General features: G+C 65.8%; 13 protein-coding genes. 3 read left to right on the top strand and 10 right to left on the bottom strand.

The features are described 5' to 3' along the window. Window positions 1-8 precede the first annotated feature (8 nt). A complete protein-coding gene (locus tag QXH22_RS16650) occupies window positions 9-479 on the bottom strand; it encodes an LppP/LprE family lipoprotein (RefSeq protein ID WP_306248708.1) in 471 nt (156 codons plus the stop codon). A gap of 363 nt (window positions 480-842) precedes the next feature. Between QXH22_RS16650 and QXH22_RS16645 the strand changes: the two genes are divergently transcribed. From QXH22_RS16645 to QXH22_RS16635, 3 genes are all read left to right on the top strand, one after another. Next, complete coding sequence (locus tag QXH22_RS16645; protein ID WP_306276337.1) at window positions 843-4,982, top strand: bifunctional nitrate reductase/sulfite reductase flavoprotein subunit alpha; 4,140 nt, start codon at window positions 843-845, stop codon at window positions 4,980-4,982. A gap of 150 nt (window positions 4,983-5,132) precedes the next feature. Continuing rightward, entirely contained in the window at window positions 5,133-5,390 is a 258-nt protein-coding gene (locus tag QXH22_RS16640; protein ID WP_306248579.1) for a hypothetical protein, read from the top strand. Window positions 5,391-5,453: 63 nt separating this feature from the next. After that, the gene (locus QXH22_RS16635; protein WP_306276336.1) at window positions 5,454-7,100 is read left to right on the top strand and encodes an NAD-dependent malic enzyme; all 1,647 of its coding nucleotides are present in this window, start codon (window positions 5,454-5,456) and stop codon (window positions 7,098-7,100) included. On the opposite strand, the gene QXH22_RS16630 is transcribed toward QXH22_RS16635, so the two are convergent. The 9 genes from QXH22_RS16630 to QXH22_RS16590 are packed head-to-tail and all read right to left on the bottom strand — an operon-like array spanning window position 7,097 to window position 16,296. Then, a complete protein-coding gene (locus QXH22_RS16630; RefSeq protein ID WP_371934245.1) occupies window positions 7,097-7,567 on the bottom strand; it encodes a CAP domain-containing protein in 471 nt (156 codons plus the stop codon). The two genes, QXH22_RS16635 and QXH22_RS16630, sit on opposite strands and share 4 nt — an antisense overlap. Before the next feature lie 14 nt (window positions 7,568-7,581). Beyond that, entirely contained in the window at window positions 7,582-8,253 is a 672-nt protein-coding gene (locus QXH22_RS16625) for a hypothetical protein (protein WP_306276334.1), read from the bottom strand. Then, window positions 8,250-8,933, bottom strand: a complete 684-nt coding sequence (locus QXH22_RS16620) for an Mce protein (RefSeq protein WP_306276333.1) — start codon at window positions 8,931-8,933, stop codon at window positions 8,250-8,252. The genes QXH22_RS16625 and QXH22_RS16620 overlap by 4 nt, the downstream gene beginning before the upstream one ends. A 12-nt stretch (window positions 8,934-8,945) precedes the next feature. After that, complete coding sequence (locus QXH22_RS16615; RefSeq protein ID WP_306276332.1) at window positions 8,946-10,424, bottom strand: MCE family protein; 1,479 nt, start codon at window positions 10,422-10,424, stop codon at window positions 8,946-8,948. Next, window positions 10,424-11,545 (bottom strand): MCE family protein, encoded by a 1,122-nt coding sequence (locus tag QXH22_RS16610; RefSeq protein ID WP_306248566.1) that lies wholly within the window; start codon window positions 11,543-11,545, stop codon window positions 10,424-10,426. The genes QXH22_RS16615 and QXH22_RS16610 overlap by 1 nt, the downstream gene beginning before the upstream one ends. After that, on the bottom strand, window positions 11,542-12,834 hold the full coding sequence (locus QXH22_RS16605) for an MCE family protein (protein WP_306276331.1): 1,293 nt from the start codon (window positions 12,832-12,834) through the stop codon (window positions 11,542-11,544). The genes QXH22_RS16610 and QXH22_RS16605 overlap by 4 nt, the downstream gene beginning before the upstream one ends. Continuing rightward, entirely contained in the window at window positions 12,831-13,994 is a 1,164-nt protein-coding gene (locus QXH22_RS16600; RefSeq protein WP_306276329.1) for a virulence factor Mce family protein, read from the bottom strand. Before QXH22_RS16600 ends, QXH22_RS16605 begins: the two co-directional genes overlap by 4 nt. Then, entirely contained in the window at window positions 13,991-15,031 is a 1,041-nt protein-coding gene (locus QXH22_RS16595; protein WP_306248560.1) for an MCE family protein, read from the bottom strand. The genes QXH22_RS16600 and QXH22_RS16595 overlap by 4 nt, the downstream gene beginning before the upstream one ends. After that, the gene (locus QXH22_RS16590; protein WP_306276328.1) at window positions 15,028-16,296 is read right to left on the bottom strand and encodes an MCE family protein; all 1,269 of its coding nucleotides are present in this window, start codon (window positions 16,294-16,296) and stop codon (window positions 15,028-15,030) included. Before QXH22_RS16590 ends, QXH22_RS16595 begins: the two co-directional genes overlap by 4 nt. Between the last annotated feature and the right edge of the window lies 1 nt (window position 16,297).

Here is a 16,297-nt window from a genome sequence, read left to right as displayed (position 1 = left end):
ACCGGCGGTTAGCTGGGCGGCTGGTGCGGGATGGGACCGAGCGCCTTGAGCCTGCCGTCCGGCCCGATCTCGAATTTCACCGTGCCTTTGCCAGTGGGACAGCATTCCTCGTCGCTGCCGTTACGCCACTGGTACTGCACGGTCACGGTGTCGTCGGCCGGCGCCAGCACCGTGATGTAGGGCTTGGGGTTCGGGGTGGGCGAACCCAGCGGGGTGTTGCGGTCGAAGAACAGCAGCTGTTGCGGCGTCGACTCCGAGGCGATGGTCGGGATGATCTGCACCCAGTTCAGCCGGCATTTCCTGGTGTGACCGCGGGCGAACTCCACCCAGGCAGAACCCGGCACCTCGACCGGGACGGCGGCGATGGCCCGGCGCACCGTGTCGGCGGTGGGACTGTCTGACTCCTTGCAGGAGGCCGGCTTCGCCTGCGGCGGCGCCGATGCATGGTCGTCACACCCTGTGACCGCCATCCCCAGCATGAGCAGGGCAGCACCGAACCGAGAACGCACCTCGCGAGCTTAACGAACGGGGCCCGCAGCTGGACGCGCACTGTGAATGTCCGTCGGGTTTGGTCAAAACCGCAGGTGCAGGGCCTTTCGCGGGGCTCGGCGTGGGTAACCTCGGCGAAGATCACCGGTCAACGAAGACCGCGGTCGCCGTGAGGCCGGCGCCGGGCACCACCCCGAATTTCGTGCCGAATTACCGACACCGCACACCACGCCACACCCCGCTGCGAGAAGTCCGTAAAGCCGCTGAAACCTCAGGTGATCCGCACCGAAACATCACTACGGGACGATTTTCCGCAGATCCGTGTGCGCGAGACGAGAGGTCGGACAACCACCATGCACTCCCCCGACGATGCGGTGCGCACCATGTGCGCCTACTGCGGCGTCGGATGCGGCATGGTGTTGCAGCTCACAACGGATCCCGAAAGCGGCCGCCGTCACATCGCCAAAACACTTGGACAAGAAGATCATCCGGCCAACTTCGGGCGGTTGTGCACCAAAGGCGCGACCACCGCTGATTTTCTTGCGGCACCGGGACGAGCCGAGTCGGCATACGCGCGAACCGACCGTGGTCAGCCCTTCGAACCCGTCGACACCGACACGGCGATCATGCGCTCCGCCAAGCGGTTACGGGGCATCATCGACAAGCACGGACCCGACGCCGTTGCCCTGTACGTCTCGGGACAGATGTCATTGGAAGCCCAGTACCTGGCGAACAAGCTGGCCAAGGGTTTTATCGGCACCAACCAGATCGAGTCGAACTCGCGCCTGTGCATGGCCGGCGCCAGTTCGGGCTACAAGCTGTCGCTGGGCGCCGACGGACCGCCCGGGTCCTACCAAGACTTCGACCACGCCGACGTGTTCTTGGTCATCGGCGCCAACATGGCCGACTGTCATCCGATCCTGTTCCTGCGCATGATGGAACGGGTCAAAGCCGGTGCGAAACTGATCGTCGTCGACCCACGCCGCACCGCGACCGCCGCCAAGGCCGATCTGTTCCTGCAGATCGCCCCCGGCTCGGATCTCGCGCTGCTCAACGGCTTACTGCACCTGATCGTGCGCAACGGGCATACCGATCCGGACTTCATCGCCGAATTCACCACCGGCTGGGAGGTGATGCCCAGCTTCCTGGAACAGTTCACCCCGGACCACGTCAGCGACATCACCGGCATTCCCGCCGACGACATCCGCACCGCAGCTCGCTGGATCGGTGAAGCCGCGAATTGGATGAGCTGCTGGACGATGGGCCTAAACCAGAGCACGCACGGCACCTGGAACACCAACGCGATCTGCAACCTGCATCTGGCGACCGGAGCAATCTGCCGGCCCGGCAGCGGCCCGTTCTCGCTCACCGGCCAGCCCAATGCGATGGGCGGACGCGAAATGGGTTACATGGGGCCGGGTTTGCCGGGCCAGCGGGCGGTGACCAGCACCGAAGACCGGGAGTTCACCGAGGACCAGTGGGGCATTGCCCGCGGGTCGTTGCGCACCGACGTCAGCGACGGTGTGATCGACATGTTCACCCGCATGGCCGACGGACAGATCAAGGCGTGTTGGATCATGTGCACCAATCCCGTTGCCACCGTGGCCAACCGGAAGACGGTGCTGGCCGGTCTGGAGCAGGCCGAACTGGTGATCACCCAGGACGCCTATCTGGAGACCGAGACCAACGAATACGCGGATGTGGTGCTGCCGGCCGCAATGTGGACGGAGTCCGACGGAGTGATGGTCAACTCCGAGCGCAACCTGACTCTGTTCCAGAAGGCGGTCGATCCACCGGCTCAGGCGTTGCCCGACTGGCAGATCATCGCCCGGATCGCCTGTGCGATTGGGTTTTCCGACTGGTTCAGCTACAGCTCCAGCGAAGAGGTGTTCGAGGAGATCAAGCGGTTCAGCAACCCCAGAACCGGTTACGACATCCGCGGCATCAGCTACGCACGCTTACGCCAGACACCTGTGCAGTGGCCCTGCCCACCCGACAGCCCAAACGACCGCAACCCGATCCGATACCTCAACGACGGTGTCAGCCAGGCCCTGGTCGTCCGGGAGGACGGGCACGTACCCCGCCTCGCATTCCCGACCCCGCACGGTCGGGCCGTCTTCTTCGCCCGCCCACATCTGTCGCCCGAAGAGATGCCGGACCAGGATTACCCGTTCCTACTCAACACCGGCCGCCTGCCGCACCAGTGGCACACCATGACAAAGACGGGCAAGGTAGCCAAGCTCAACAAGCTCAATCCCGGCCCGTTCGTGGAGATTCACCCCGAAGATGCGGCCCGCCAACAGATCAGCGACGGGGATCGGGTGGAGATCGCGTCCCGGCGCGGGCGTGCGGTCCTGCCCGCCGTCGTCACCGACCGGGTACGGCCGGGTAACTGCTTCGCGCCGTTTCACTGGAACGACACGTTCGGCGAATACCTTTCGATCAACGCGGTCACCAATGACGCCGTCGACCCCATCTCGCGGCAGCCGGAATACAAGGCCTGCGCGGTCACTCTGACGAAGGTCGCCGGCCGTGTTCCGGTCGAACCGCAGCGCAGTGGCCGCCCGGAACCCGAACCTGCGCACGTCAGCCTGGCGCAGATCGACGCGATCGCCGAATTCCTCGGCGTGGCAACCGAACCCGCACCGGAGTTCGACCCGCACGGACGCGCCTACCTGGCGGGGCTGCTGGCCGGGTTGCGGGTGGAGGCTGGGCGGCCGATGACCGGACTGCCCACCTTGCCGGCCAGCGCACCGTTCGATACCCGAACCCGACTGTGGCTGGACGGCGTGATCGCGGGGATATGCTCGCGCACCCCGGTGCCGGCACCGGACGCCGTCCGGGAACCCGAAACCGCCCAGAGCCGGGCACCCGTGGTGCTGCTGTGGGCCTCACAGACCGGCAATGCCGAGGAACTCGCAAGCGAGCTGGCCGCGCGTCTGACCCACGCCTCGCTGCCGGTCGCCGTACATGCGATGGACGATTTCCCGGTCGGCGACCTGCCACGCGTCAGCGAGTTGCTGCTGGTCACCAGCACCACCGGTGACGGCGATCCCCCTGACAACGGGGCCGGTTTGTGGCAGGCGCTGTCGGACCAGGGCGCACCTGCGCTGGGCGAAACCCGCTATGGCGTGCTGGCCCTCGGCGACTCCAACTACGACGACTTCTGCGGTCATGGGCGCCGGCTCGACGAACGGCTCGCCGCGCTGGGCGCGACCCGCATCACCGACCGTGTCGACTGCGAGCCCGACTACGAGGAGGCCGCGGCGCGCTGGCTCGACAGCGTCGTGGCCGGGTTGTCGCAACCGCCGGAATCCGGGAGCCCCGTCACGAAGCCGGCCTTCCCCGTGGCCAGCACGAACGCGTACACCAAGAAGCGTCCCCTGGTCACCGGTGTAATCCGCAACGTCACCCTGAGCCGGCCCCGCTCGGCCAAAGACGTGCGCCAGCTGGTCTTCGAGGTGCCGGAGGCAACGGTGCACTACGAGGCCGGCGACGCGCTCGGCGTGTGGCCGCACAACAACGAGCAGTTCGTCGACGAGTGGCTGACCGTCACCGGCCTGGATGGCCGCACCGAGGTGGAGGTCGCCGACCACGGCGCGATGTCGCTGCGCACCGCCCTGACCGACCGGTTCGAGATCGCGCACATCAGCCCCGACCTGCTGCGTTTCGTGCAGCAGCGGACCGGCAACGCCGACGCGGCGGCGCGGCTGAGCGAGTTGATGCGTCCGGAGAACAGGACTGCGCTGGCGGATTGGTCCTGGGGGCGCCAGTCGGTGGACCTGCTCGGGCAGGCGCCGGTGCACGCGTCCGTCGACGAGTGGCTCGCTGTGCTCAAACCGCTTCAGCCGCGGCTCTATTCGATTTCGTCGAGCCCCAAGGTGCACCCCGGTGAGGTCCACCTCACCGTCTCGCCGGTGCGGTACAACTTTCAGGGCGTGCCGCGGCGCGGGGTGTGCTCCACCTATCTGGCCGACCGCTCGCCCAGTGACCGGATCGCGGTCTACGTGCGTACGTCGAAGAACTTCCGGCCCCCCGGTGACCCGCAGACACCCATGATCATGATCGGACCCGGCACCGGGATCGCCCCGTTCCGCGGATTCCTTCAGGAGCGGCGTGCGCTGGGCCACACCGGACCCAACTGGCTGTTCTTCGGCGAGCAGCACGCCGCCACCGACTTCTACTACCGCGACGAGATCCAGGCGATGCACGCCGCCGGGTTGCTCACCGAACTCGACCTGGCATTTTCCCGCGACCAGCAGGACAAGGTGTACGTGCAGCACCTGATGCGCAAGCGCGGCGCCGAACTGTGGGCGTGGCTGCAGGACGGCGCTCAGCTATACGTCTGCGGCAGTGCCGACCCGATGGCGAAGGACGTTGAGCAGGCACTCTGCGATATCGCGGCCCAGCACGGCAAACTCGATGCGGACGCCGCCAAGGCCTTCGTGCAGACACTGCGTACCGACAAGCGCTACCACCGCGATGTGTACTGAGCCCGGAAGCTGGGTAACCCCGTAATTTGACGGAAACGTCACACGCCTTCAGCTGAAACATGGGCGTCGCACCATTCACCCAAGAGAACGTGCACTCGAGGGAGGGTCGTACGCGTGGCTCGGGAGTCTGATGGTCCATCAGGGACCGGCATGCACACTGTCTGTCCGCGGCACTGCCGGGCCCGCCAGGGTTCCAACACACCCGCTGAACAGGTCGACTGGGCCGGGTTGCCGGTCAACCTGGACTTTGCGTTCTCCCAGAAGCAGCGCGACAAGGTCTACGCCCAGCACCTGAAGTTCGAACGCGCCGGGCGATTCCGCCGCCGGGCCCAGGACGTATGCATCTGCGACATGACGGATCACCCCGACCTCAACCAAGACACGCGCAAATCCGCCTCCGGCTGGTAACCCCCGGTTTCTCCTTCAGCGCTAACGTGACGTGACGCACCCTAGTCACGGATGGAGCTGGAGATGAGCGATGCCTGCGTGCCCCGGTTCCCGGAGGCACTCTCGACACCGAGCCTCAACCGCGGTGTCGGCTTCACCCACGAACAGCGGCGCCGACTCGGGCTGACCGGCAGACTCCCCTCCGCGGTGCTCACCCTAGACCAGCAGGCGGATCGGGTGTGGCACCAATTGCAAAGCATGGCAACAGATTTGGGTCGTAATCTACTGCTCGAACAGCTGCACTACCGGCATGAGCTGCTGTACTACAAAGTCCTCACCGATCACCTGCCCGAACTGATGCCGGTGGTGTACACGCCCACGGTCGGCGAGGCGATTCAGCGCTTCTCCGACGAGTATCGCGGTCAGCGCGGACTGTTCCTGAGCATCGACGCTCCCGACGAGATCGCCGAGGCCTTCGCGACGCTCGGGCAGGGCCCCGACGACATCGACCTGATCGTGTGCACCGATGCCGAGGCGATCCTGGGCATCGGCGACTGGGGAGTAGGCGGCATCCAGATCACCGTCGGCAAGCTGGCGCTCTACACCGCCGGTGGTGGCATCGATCCGCGGCGCTGCCTGGCGGTGTCGCTGGACGTCGGCACCGATAACGAGCAACTGCTGCAGGACCCGTTCTACCTGGGCAACCGGCACGCCCGTCGGCGCGGAGACCAGTACGACGACTTCATCAGGCGCTACATCGAGACGGCGCACCGGCTGTACCCGCATGCGATCCTGCACTTCGAGGACTTCGGTCCCGCCAACGCACGCAAGATCCTGCAGACCTACGGCGACGACTACCTGGTGTTCAACGACGACATGCAGGGAACCGGCGCGGTGGTGTTGGCCGCGGTCTACGGCGGATGCCGGGAAACCGGCGTGCCGCTGCGTGATCAGCGCATCGTCGTCTTCGGCGCCGGCACCGCGGGGCTCGGCGTCGCCGACCAGATCCGCGACGCGATGATCGCCGACGGCGCCGCCCCCGAGCAGGCCACCGCACAGATCTGGCCGATCGACCGCCAGGGTCTGCTGTTCGACGACATGGACGATCTGCGCGACTTCCAGGTCCCCTATGCCAAGAACCGCGAGCAGCTCGGCGTGGCCGCAGACCAGCACGTCGGACTCCTCGACGCGATCAAGCTCGCCGCGCCGACCGTGCTGCTCGGCTGCTCCGCGGTACATGGTGCATTCACCCGTGAAGCCGTGCAGGAGATGGCGGCTCACTGCGAGCGGCCGATGATCTTCCCGCTGTCCAACCCGACGTCGCGGATGGAGGCGATGCCGGCCGACCTGGTGCAGTGGACGGACGGGCGGGCGCTGGTGGCCACCGGCAGCCCGATTGGGCCGGTCGTCCACGAGGGAACGACCTACACCATCGGCCAGGCCAACAACGTGCTGGTGTTCCCCGGCATCGGCCTGGGCATCATCGTCGCCGGCGCGCGGCGGGTCACCCAATCGATGCTCCATGCCTCAGCCAAAGCCGTGGCGCAACAAGCCAGCCCGGCTGCGGCCGGTGACTCGCTGCTACCTGACGTGCAGAATCTGCGCGACATCTCGGCGCTGGTGGCCGAGGCCGTGTACCACGCCGCGGTCGACGACGGTGTCGCCACCAGAACCTACGACGACGTGCGACAGGCCGTGCTCGACCGGATGTGGTCGCCGGTCTACGACTAGCGTCTCGACGCGGCCGGCTGCCCGTACAGGGCCACCACTACGGTGCGGTCCAGGCTGTTGGCGGACCAGACACCCATCGCGGTATTCGCGCAATCCCGCATGATGGCCAGGTAATCGGGGTTGTTGTACCACTGGTTCATCAGCTCGAAGCTGCTGATCGAGAGCGCCGGGTTGATGGCGACCGTTTCCGTCACGCGTCCCCGGAAGCCGGCGGCATTGGCCCGGTCCTGTGGCGTGGAGCCGTCGGATCCGATGTCATCGTTGATGTTCCGGTTGGCCATCATGTCGTCGGCGTGCCACTGTGCGGCCAGAGAGAGCGAGTTGTTCATCACGACGTCGTTGGTGCAGCCGGCCTGATGCTGAATGGTGTAGACACCGGAGACGACGGCGTCGTTGAGTCGCTTGTTATCGGCGTTCGCCGATGGGATCGCCAATACTGCTGCCGCAGTGACGGATACGGCGACCACAAACCCGCTTCTGCTCATACCGGGTCGAAATGCGAGACCAGCCATCGGCCGTCGACCTTCTCCAATGTCACCCGGATGACCGGTTGGGTATCGGTGGGTGCGCCGCCGTCACCGATGGTGACCGTTTGATCGACGAACAACAGCACGACGGCATGCTCAGCGGTAGCCGAAACCGACGCAGCGGCATTGACTTTCGCCAGGGCCGAGATGCGCTTCTCCTTCGCGCCCGGAATGACGACCTGACGCGTCAGCGCGGTGTAGGCGTCCTTGAAATCTCCGGTCAGCCGATCGCGGGCGGCGGTGAGATGCTTCTCGGCGGTATCCGGGTTGTAGGACAGCATGGCGACCGCGTCTTCGCTGGCCACCCGCATCGACTCGGTGCGGGCACGCGCGACGTCGGTGCCCGATACGGCTAGCCACTTGAAGTAGCCGGCCGTCAGTGCCAGCAGTAGCGCCAGTGCGGGTAGCAGGCCGTAAGCGACAACGCGCGACCACGCGATCTTCCTGCCCCCGGCCGCGTCGTCGGGCTCGTCGTCAGTGGTCGGCTCGTCGGCGGGTTCGTCGCGGTCCTTGACGTCTTCGAGCTCCTCGAGGTCCTGGGGTTGCTGCTGCGTGGTCTCGTCTTCGTCTGTCGGGCCGGGGGTTTCGGTGACGGTGTCGTCAGTCCTTTCGCTCAGTGTGGTCATGGCACGAACACCACGTTGGACATCTTGGCCTCGTCGCCGACGGCCTTCACCTCGATCTTCATCCGCCACTCCCGGGGCGCCTCCTCTCCCCCGGCGGTGCGCGACTTCACCGCCACCGCGACCAGCACTTGCGCCGAGTCGCCGTGCTGGGATTCCAGACCGGCGTCGGTCACCGTTCCCTCGGAGATCGACTGCGCCGCTTTGACAAGCTCCACGAAGGGCTTTGACCGGTGCTCGAAATCGTCGCGGAACGCTCCGGTGGCCATATCGAGGATCCGTTGCACGTCCGAGTCGATCTCGGTGTAGCTGATCGACGTGAGGTTCACCGCGCCCTGGCGCGCGGTCTGTACGAACAGATCGCGCTGCGCCTGGGCCTCACGTTCCTGGTAGGCGCGGTAGCCCAGCCAGCCCGTCAGTCCGGCCAGTGCGGCCACGACGACCGCGCTGGCGATCAGCGCGCGGGTGGGCTGAGCGAGGTGACTGCGCAGCCGGAACCGCCGACGGGCCTCGTCGGCCCGGTTCTCTTCGTCGGGCGGGGATTCCTCGTCGGCCCCGGACTCATCGCGGGTCTGAATGTGCTCGCCGCCTTGCGATTCCGGGTCGGTTTGTGATTCCGGGTCGGTTTGTGACGGGTCGGTATCCACCTCGTCGACGGCGTCGGCGTCAGGCTCGTCGGCCATGTTGCTCCTTACTCACGACGGCGGCACCAGCAGTGACTGCCAGTTCTTGGCACGGGGGTGCGCCAGATCGGCCTCGGTGTAGCGGTGCCCGTCCGGCCCGATGTACTCACCGGAGGACGGGTCGTAGGTTGCCACCGCCACGGGCTGCGGTGGTGGCGGTGGTGGTGGCGCCGGCGCGGTACCGCGCGGTGGTGGTAGCCGCGGGTCCTGTCCCGGTGGGTATTGCGGCACACCCTGGCCGGTGGTGGTGGCGTTGGGATCGCCCTTCCAGTTGTAGCCGTCATTGAGCGGCACGTACTCCTCGTCGCTTTCGCACATCTCGACGGTGGGGGCACGTTTCCAGGGTTTGGTCTCGCACGGAATATTGCGTGCGCCACGGACATTGAGTTCGGAGTCCTGCGGCAACCGGCAATACAGTTCGGCCGCCGGCCGATCGGGAGCATCAACGCTGGCCGGCGAGCGGCGCTGAGTCGGCGGCAGGAAGCCCGTGGTGCAGGGCGGCGGGAGGTTCATGTTCAGATTGAAGTCGAGATAGAAGCCGGTGTAGTCCTGTTTGGTCCCGACGTTGGGCACCAGAGACCCCGCCATGACGGCGATACCCTGTGGCAGCAGCACCAGGATCTGCTCGATGTCGTGGCGGTACACGTAGGCGATGTCGCCGAGGCTGACCAGGTTGGCGAACAACACCGGTACCGCCGGAGCTATCCGGTCCAGCGTGGCGCGGCCTTCTTCCAGACCGGAACTGCCCTGCGTCAACAGATCTCGCAGCGCGGCATCCTGCGCCTGGAACTGCGCGGTGATGGCCGCGGCCCGCTGCGCCCAGGTCGCGATCGCATCCGAGGTCTGCACCTGTGAGTTCAGCACGGGCGGGGCCTGATCGATCAGCGTGGCCAGCGGTTCCACGGTGCGTCCGCCGGCAATGGCCAATGCCGTTGAGCCGTCGACGATTCGAGACAGTTCCGGCCCGAGGCCACCGACCGCCCGGTCGGCCTCATCCGTCACCGTGCGCAGGTTGTCACGCGGAATGGCCTGCAGCGCCCGGTTGGTCATATCCAGCAGGCGTCCGATGTCGACGGGGACATCGACCTGGCCGGCCGGAATGACATCTCCGGAACGCAGCAGGCGGGGACGGCTTCCCGGCTTCGGCGTGAGTTCGATGAACTGCTCCCCGACCGCCGAGCGGCTGTGCACCGACGCCTGCACGTCCGCGGGCACCTCGACCCCGGACCGCATGGCGAGCACCGCACGCACTCCGGTGGCGGTGACATCGACCGACCTGACCTGTCCCACGTCGGTGCCACGGTAGGTCACGACCGAGTTCTCGTAGAGCCCGCCGGACTGCGGGAGGTCGACGGTGACGGTGTACTCGCCGATGCCGAACAGCGTCTCGGGCAGCTTCATGTAGTTGAAAGCCATTGCGCCACAAGAGACGATCGTGACGAGGGACAGCACGGCCAGCTGGATCCAGGTCTTGCGGTTCAGGCGCAGCATCAGTATCCCCCGTCGTGGTAGGGGAAGGTGAGTGGATTGCCCCCGGTCGCGGGGCTGGGCTGCATGCCGATGGTGCGTCCCCACTGCATCTCGAGTTGGGTGAGGTTACCTTCCCACCGCGAACCGGTGAAGATCCCGGTGTCGATGCGGCTCAACGTCAGATCGACGATCATCGTGAGGTTCGCATAGTCGCCGCGAAACCAGTTGGTGACCGTCGAGGTGGGCCACGGGTAGGTCGCCAGGCCGTCCAGCCCCTTGGTCAGCGCGGGCCCGGCATCGGCCAGCCGGCGCAGCACCGGAGCGATCTGGCGCAGGTTGTTCACCAGCGATTCCTTGCTCTGGCGCACGGTATCCGCCGCGAGGGCGCTGAACTTGCCGAGTTGGTCGATCGCGTCCGCGATCTGGCCGCGTTCTCTGGCCAACACCGCCAAGGCTTTCGGCACCGTGGTCAGCGCCCGGTCGACGGCCGGGTCCTTGGCAGCGAACTGACCAACGAGCGAGTTGAGATTCTCCGACGCCGCGATGATGTCGTCGGTCTGCTTGTTCGTGCCGGCGATAAACTCGTCAATCTGGTGCAGCAGGCTTCGCATGTCGTTCTCGCGACCGGCGAAAGCCTTGGCGATCGACTGGGTGATCTCCTGCAGCTGGGCCAGGCCCCCGCCGTTCAGCAGCACCGAGACCGAGGCCAGCGTCTGCTCGGTGGTGGGGTACATGCTGGCATGCGACAGCGGGATGACCGAACCGTTCTTCAGTTGCCCCACCGGCGGTTCGTCTTTCGGCGGCGCCAGTTCGATGTGCATCGAACCGAGCAGGCTGGTCTGCCCGATCTTGGCCGTGGCGTTGGCCGGCAGCCGGATGTCGCCGTTGATCCGCATGGTGACCAGCGCGTGCCAATCCTGCACTTCGATCTTCGTGACGTTGCCGACGTTCACGTCATCGACCCGGACCCGGGTGTTCTCCTGGATGTTCACCACATCGGGCAGTTCCGCCTGGATCGTGTAGGCGCCTGGGCCTCCGCCCGAGGTACCCGGCAGCTTCAGGGAATTCAGGCCGTGCCAATCGCATCCCGGAAGCACCGCAAGGCACGCCACGGTGATCGACGCCAGCACGCCGCGCCTCATGAAGCGGCGCCTTGCGGAACCATCAGGCCCTGCAGGCCCAGGCTCGGATCGGGAACGGTCGGAGCCTGTGTCGGCTGCTCAGCCGGCAGCGGCTCCGGCGGCGGCGGGGCCTGATAGTCGGGCCGGAGCCGGTCGTCACTGTAGGTGATCTCGCTCGGGCGGGCCTGCGGGCCGACGAACGGGTTCAGCCCGGCGGGTACGTAGTTGTAGATCCGGTTCTTGATGATCGGCTCGACGTACTGCAGGCACAGCTTGGACACCCGGTCCAGACCCTGGCGTGACGCGGCCTCGATGGAACTGCAGATCCATTGCGGGATGTCGGCGAAATTGTTGAGCGCGATGATGCCGGTCATCGCGCCCTGCGCCGGCTGGTAGATATTGGTGAAGTTCTGGAACACCGTCGGCACCACGTGCAGGATCTGCTTGATGTCGGCGCGACTGTCGTTGAGCGCGGTCGTGATCGAACTGAACCGGTCAAAGGTGACGCCGATCGACTCCCGGTTCTCCGCCAGAAAACCACGCAGGTCGGCCAGCGCGCCATCGAGACCTGCCACCGCGTTGGCGACCTCGTTGGGCGAATTGGACAGCACGGTCGTCACACTGGCCAGGTTCCGGTTGAACGACGCCAACAGGTCACTGCTCGAATACAGTGCGGAGACCAGCAGTTGCAGGTTGCGCACCGTGCTGAAGATGTCGTCGGCGTGATCGCCGAGCGCCGAGATCGCGGCCGACAGCTTGATGATGGTGTCGCGGGCGGTATCGCCCTCGCCGCGCAGGTTGTCGGCTGTCGAGTTGACCAGCTCACCAATCGAATTGACTCCGCCCGGGGTGCTGGGCTGCAGCGATTCGGTCAGTTTCTCCAACTGCCTGCGGAAGTCGTCCCATTCGACCGGCACCGCGGTTCGGTTCAACGGAATAGACGCTCCCGCAGCCAGTTTGGGTCCGCCGGAGTACGCCGGAACGAGTTGAATCGCCCGCGAGGTCACCAGCGACGGCGACAGGATCGCGGCCCGGGCGTCGGCCGGGATCGGATACTGCTTGTCGACGGAGAAGATGACCTTCGAACTGGCCGGCTGCGGTTCGATCCGGTCCACCGTGCCGACACCGACACCGAGGATGCGGATCTCGTCACCGACGAACAGGCCGTTGGCGTTGGCGAAATAGGCCGAGTACGTGTTCTTCTCGACCTCCTTCCACATATTTCGGCCCACCAGGAGGGAGGAGACGATGAGGGTGACGGCCAGGCTTGCGGCGGTCGCCTTGCGCAGAATGCTGCGGTTGATGTTCACCGGCCACCCGTTTCCGCCGGCTCAGGGGGCGGGCCCGGGGCGGGACCGGGCGACGGTGGTTGCGACCACAGCGGCACCGGCGCGGCCTCCGGCGGCACCGGTGGGCTCCCGGTGGGCGGGTCCACCGACTCGGACGGCAGGCCCTGGTTGGGGTCCAGGTAGCGGTCATACATCCGGGAGTCGAGGATGGGCCCACTGAGCTGACCCGGAATCAGGTTGGCGACATAGGCTTTGAAGAACGGTCCGGAACCCAGTACTTCACCGAAGGACATCGCGTACCGCTTGAATTTCGGCAGGGTCCGCTGCAGGTCTTCCTTGCGGTTGTCGAGTATCTCGAGCACGCCGTTGAGCTTGTCGAATGCCGGTTTGAGTTGAGTCCGATTGTCGGCGACCAGACCCGAGATCTGATGCGACACCGCGGTGAGGTTGTTCATCAGCGCGTCTATCGAATCGCGTTCCTGCAGCAGGGCGACCAGCAGCGCATTCGAATTCGACACCAGGGCGGCGATCTGCTGGCTGCGGCGGCCGAGGACGCCCGAGACGCTGTTGGCATTGGCCAGCAGGCTGCGCAACTGCGCGTCCCGATTGTTCAGGGTGTCGGAGAACCGGGCCACCCCCTCCAGCGCCGGACGCAGATTCGCCGGCGTCTCCTTGAAGGTGTCGGCCAAAGTGGTCAGCGCCGAAGACAATTGGGTGGTGTTCAAGCCGCTGATCTGGGTAGTGAGGTCGCCCAGCGCATCAGGCAGGTCGTACGGCGAGGTGGTGCGTTCCAGCGGGATGGTCTCTGCAAGCCGCTTGTCGCCGCGTGGCGTCAGCTCCAGCATCTTGGATCCCAGAATCGTCTCGGTCTTGATCGCCGCCTCGGTGCGGTCACCCAGCTCGACGCCTTTGCGGACGGTGAAACCGACTCGGACTCTGGTGCCGTCCAGGCGGACGTCGGAGACCCTCCCGACGCCCACCCCCGAAACCCGCACCTGGTTGCCGGGTTTGATGCCGCCGGCCTCGGAGAAGTAGGCGGCGTAGTTGTTGTAGCCGTTGACGAACGGCAGTTTGTCGTACTGGAAGGCGACGATCACCACGCAGGTCAACAGCACGGTGCCCATCACGCCCAGCCACAGCGAGCTGCGGCCCTTTCCCGATGCGCTTTTCGAGCGGCTCATTTCGGCGTGCACCGCCCGGAGGGCTGGTTCAGCAACTTGACGTAGATCGGGTTGCCTCCCTTGCCATTGAGCTTGAGCAGGACTTCGCAGAAGTAGAAGCCGAAGTAGTCGCCGTTGAGCCCCTGCCGGGACAGCACCTGGTAGACATCGGGAAGGCTCTTGAGCAGGCCGTCCACGTAGGGGCCGTCGGCGAGGATCTGGCCGGAGGTGCGGTCGGTCTCGTGCACGACGTTCGTGATCGGCTCGCGTGCCTGCACCATCAGGTCGGCGATCGACCCGGCGGCGGCGTTGACATAGGCCAGGCCGGTGGAGATGTCAGTCTTCCGTTGTGCCAGACCGTCGACGAATTCGGCGAGTTTGTCCAGCCCGGTGGAGAATTCGCGGTCCCGCGTGGCGAAGGTGTGCAGGACGGTGTTCAGGTTGGTGATCAACTCGGTGATCAACTCGCTGCGTCCGGCCAGCGTGGAGGTGAGTGTCGCTGTCTGCGCCAAAACCGAGGACAAGGTGCCGCCCTGTCCCTGGAAGATACGCAGCAACTGCCCGGACAGCGCGTTGACCTGATCGGGATCCAACGCACGGAACAACGGCCGGAAACCGCCGATCAGCGCGTCGACGTCCAGGGCCGGCGCGGTGCGCGCCAGCGGAATCGTCCCACCCGCAGCCAGGCGACGCGGCGGTCCCGCGCCCTGTTCGAGCGCGAGATACCGGTCGCCGATCAGGTTTTCGTAGCGGACCACGGCCCGGGTGCCCTCGGTGAGTCGCACGCCCTTGTCGATCGCGAAGTCGACAGTCACGGTGCCGTCGCGATGCAGGTCGATGTCGCCGACCTTGCCCACCTCTGCGCCGGCGATGCGCACGAAATTGCCGGACTTCAATCCGGAGATGTTGGTGAAGACCGCGTGATAGCCGGTGCGGTCCTCGAACCGTAGCTGTCCGAATACAGCGATCAAGGCAAACGTGAACACCAGGCACACGACCGTGAACAGCGCGACCCGGGCCCAGATCTTGAAGGTGCCCGGCCTTCCTTCTGCACTCATGGCGGCGGCTGCCCTCCGCGGTAGAAGTAGCGCGGCGGCTCGGGAGGATTCTTGGTAGTCGGGAAGTAGTTGGACCACCAGGGGTTACCGACGGCGAGGTTGGTACGGATCTCATTCGGGGCGGCGCCCCACCCGGTATCGGTGACCAGCGCGCGCACCGGGTAGTTGGCGCTCGGGTCGGGCAGCGAGCCGCAGCTGGGCTTTCCGCCGGGACCTCCGGTGGCGTTCACCTTCGGCAGGTGTTTGGGGTAGCGGTACGGGTCGTCACCGAACAGCAGGCCGGCGTCCATGATGAACGAGTAACCGTTGCCGCCCAACGTGTGCCGGCCGCCGTGCTCGACGTACCACTGCGCGCCCTGGAACAGGCAGGTGTAGGTCGGCGAGTACATGTCCAGCAGCCGCGTGGTCGGGTCGAGCAGGTTGATCGCCTGCACGATGTTGCCTTCGTTGCGACCGATGACGCCGATGCCGGTCTGGCTGAAGCCGATGGCCGACATCAGCAGCGCGTCCAGTGACTGCTGGTTCTCGGTGATCGTGGTGCTGGTGGTCGCCGCGGAATCGAGGATCGACAGAATATCTTGTGCCGCAGCGGAATACACTGCGGCGGTCTTGCCGAACAGTTTCCAGTCGGTGTGGATGGTGTCCAGCCGCGGTTTGACGGCCAGCAGCAGGTTGTTGGCGTCGGTGATCGCCTGCCCGATCCGATCACCCTTACCGCGCACCGACTGCGCGAACGCCGACAGAATCGCGTTCAGCTTGGCGGGGTCGATGGCGGTCACCAGCGACTGCAGGTTCTCGAAAACCGTGTTCACCTCGACGGTCACGTTGCGGGAGTGCAAGACCGCACCGGGCTTCAGCGCAACCGGGCTCGGATGCTCCGGCACGATCAGGTCGACGTACTTCGACCCGAACGCGGTGGTCGATCTGATCTCGGCCTCGACATTGCTCGGCAGGAATTTGAAGGCATCGGGCTGCATCTTCAGTTGCAGCTGAGCGGATTTCACGTCGGTGCCGATCGTGGCGACCTGGCCGATCTGCACTCCGCGCAACTTGACCTTGGCGCCCTGTTCCATCACCAGCCCAGCCCGGTCCGAGACCAGAGTGAGTGGGATGCTCTGCTGGAATTTGCCGGAGAATGCGCCGGTGGTGAAGGCGATGAGGCCCAGGACGACGATGAACAGAATCGGCGCGAACCAGATCGGATCGATCCTGCTGCTCCTGACCCTGTTCGGGCGCAGCGCGCCGCGAAGGTTGTCGTTACTCATA

The sequence above is a fragment of the Mycobacterium sp. TY814 genome (assembly GCF_030755175.1).
Taxonomy (GTDB): Bacteria; Actinomycetota; Actinomycetes; order Mycobacteriales; family Mycobacteriaceae; genus Mycobacterium.
This window is presented reverse-complemented; position numbering and strand designations above follow the sequence as displayed.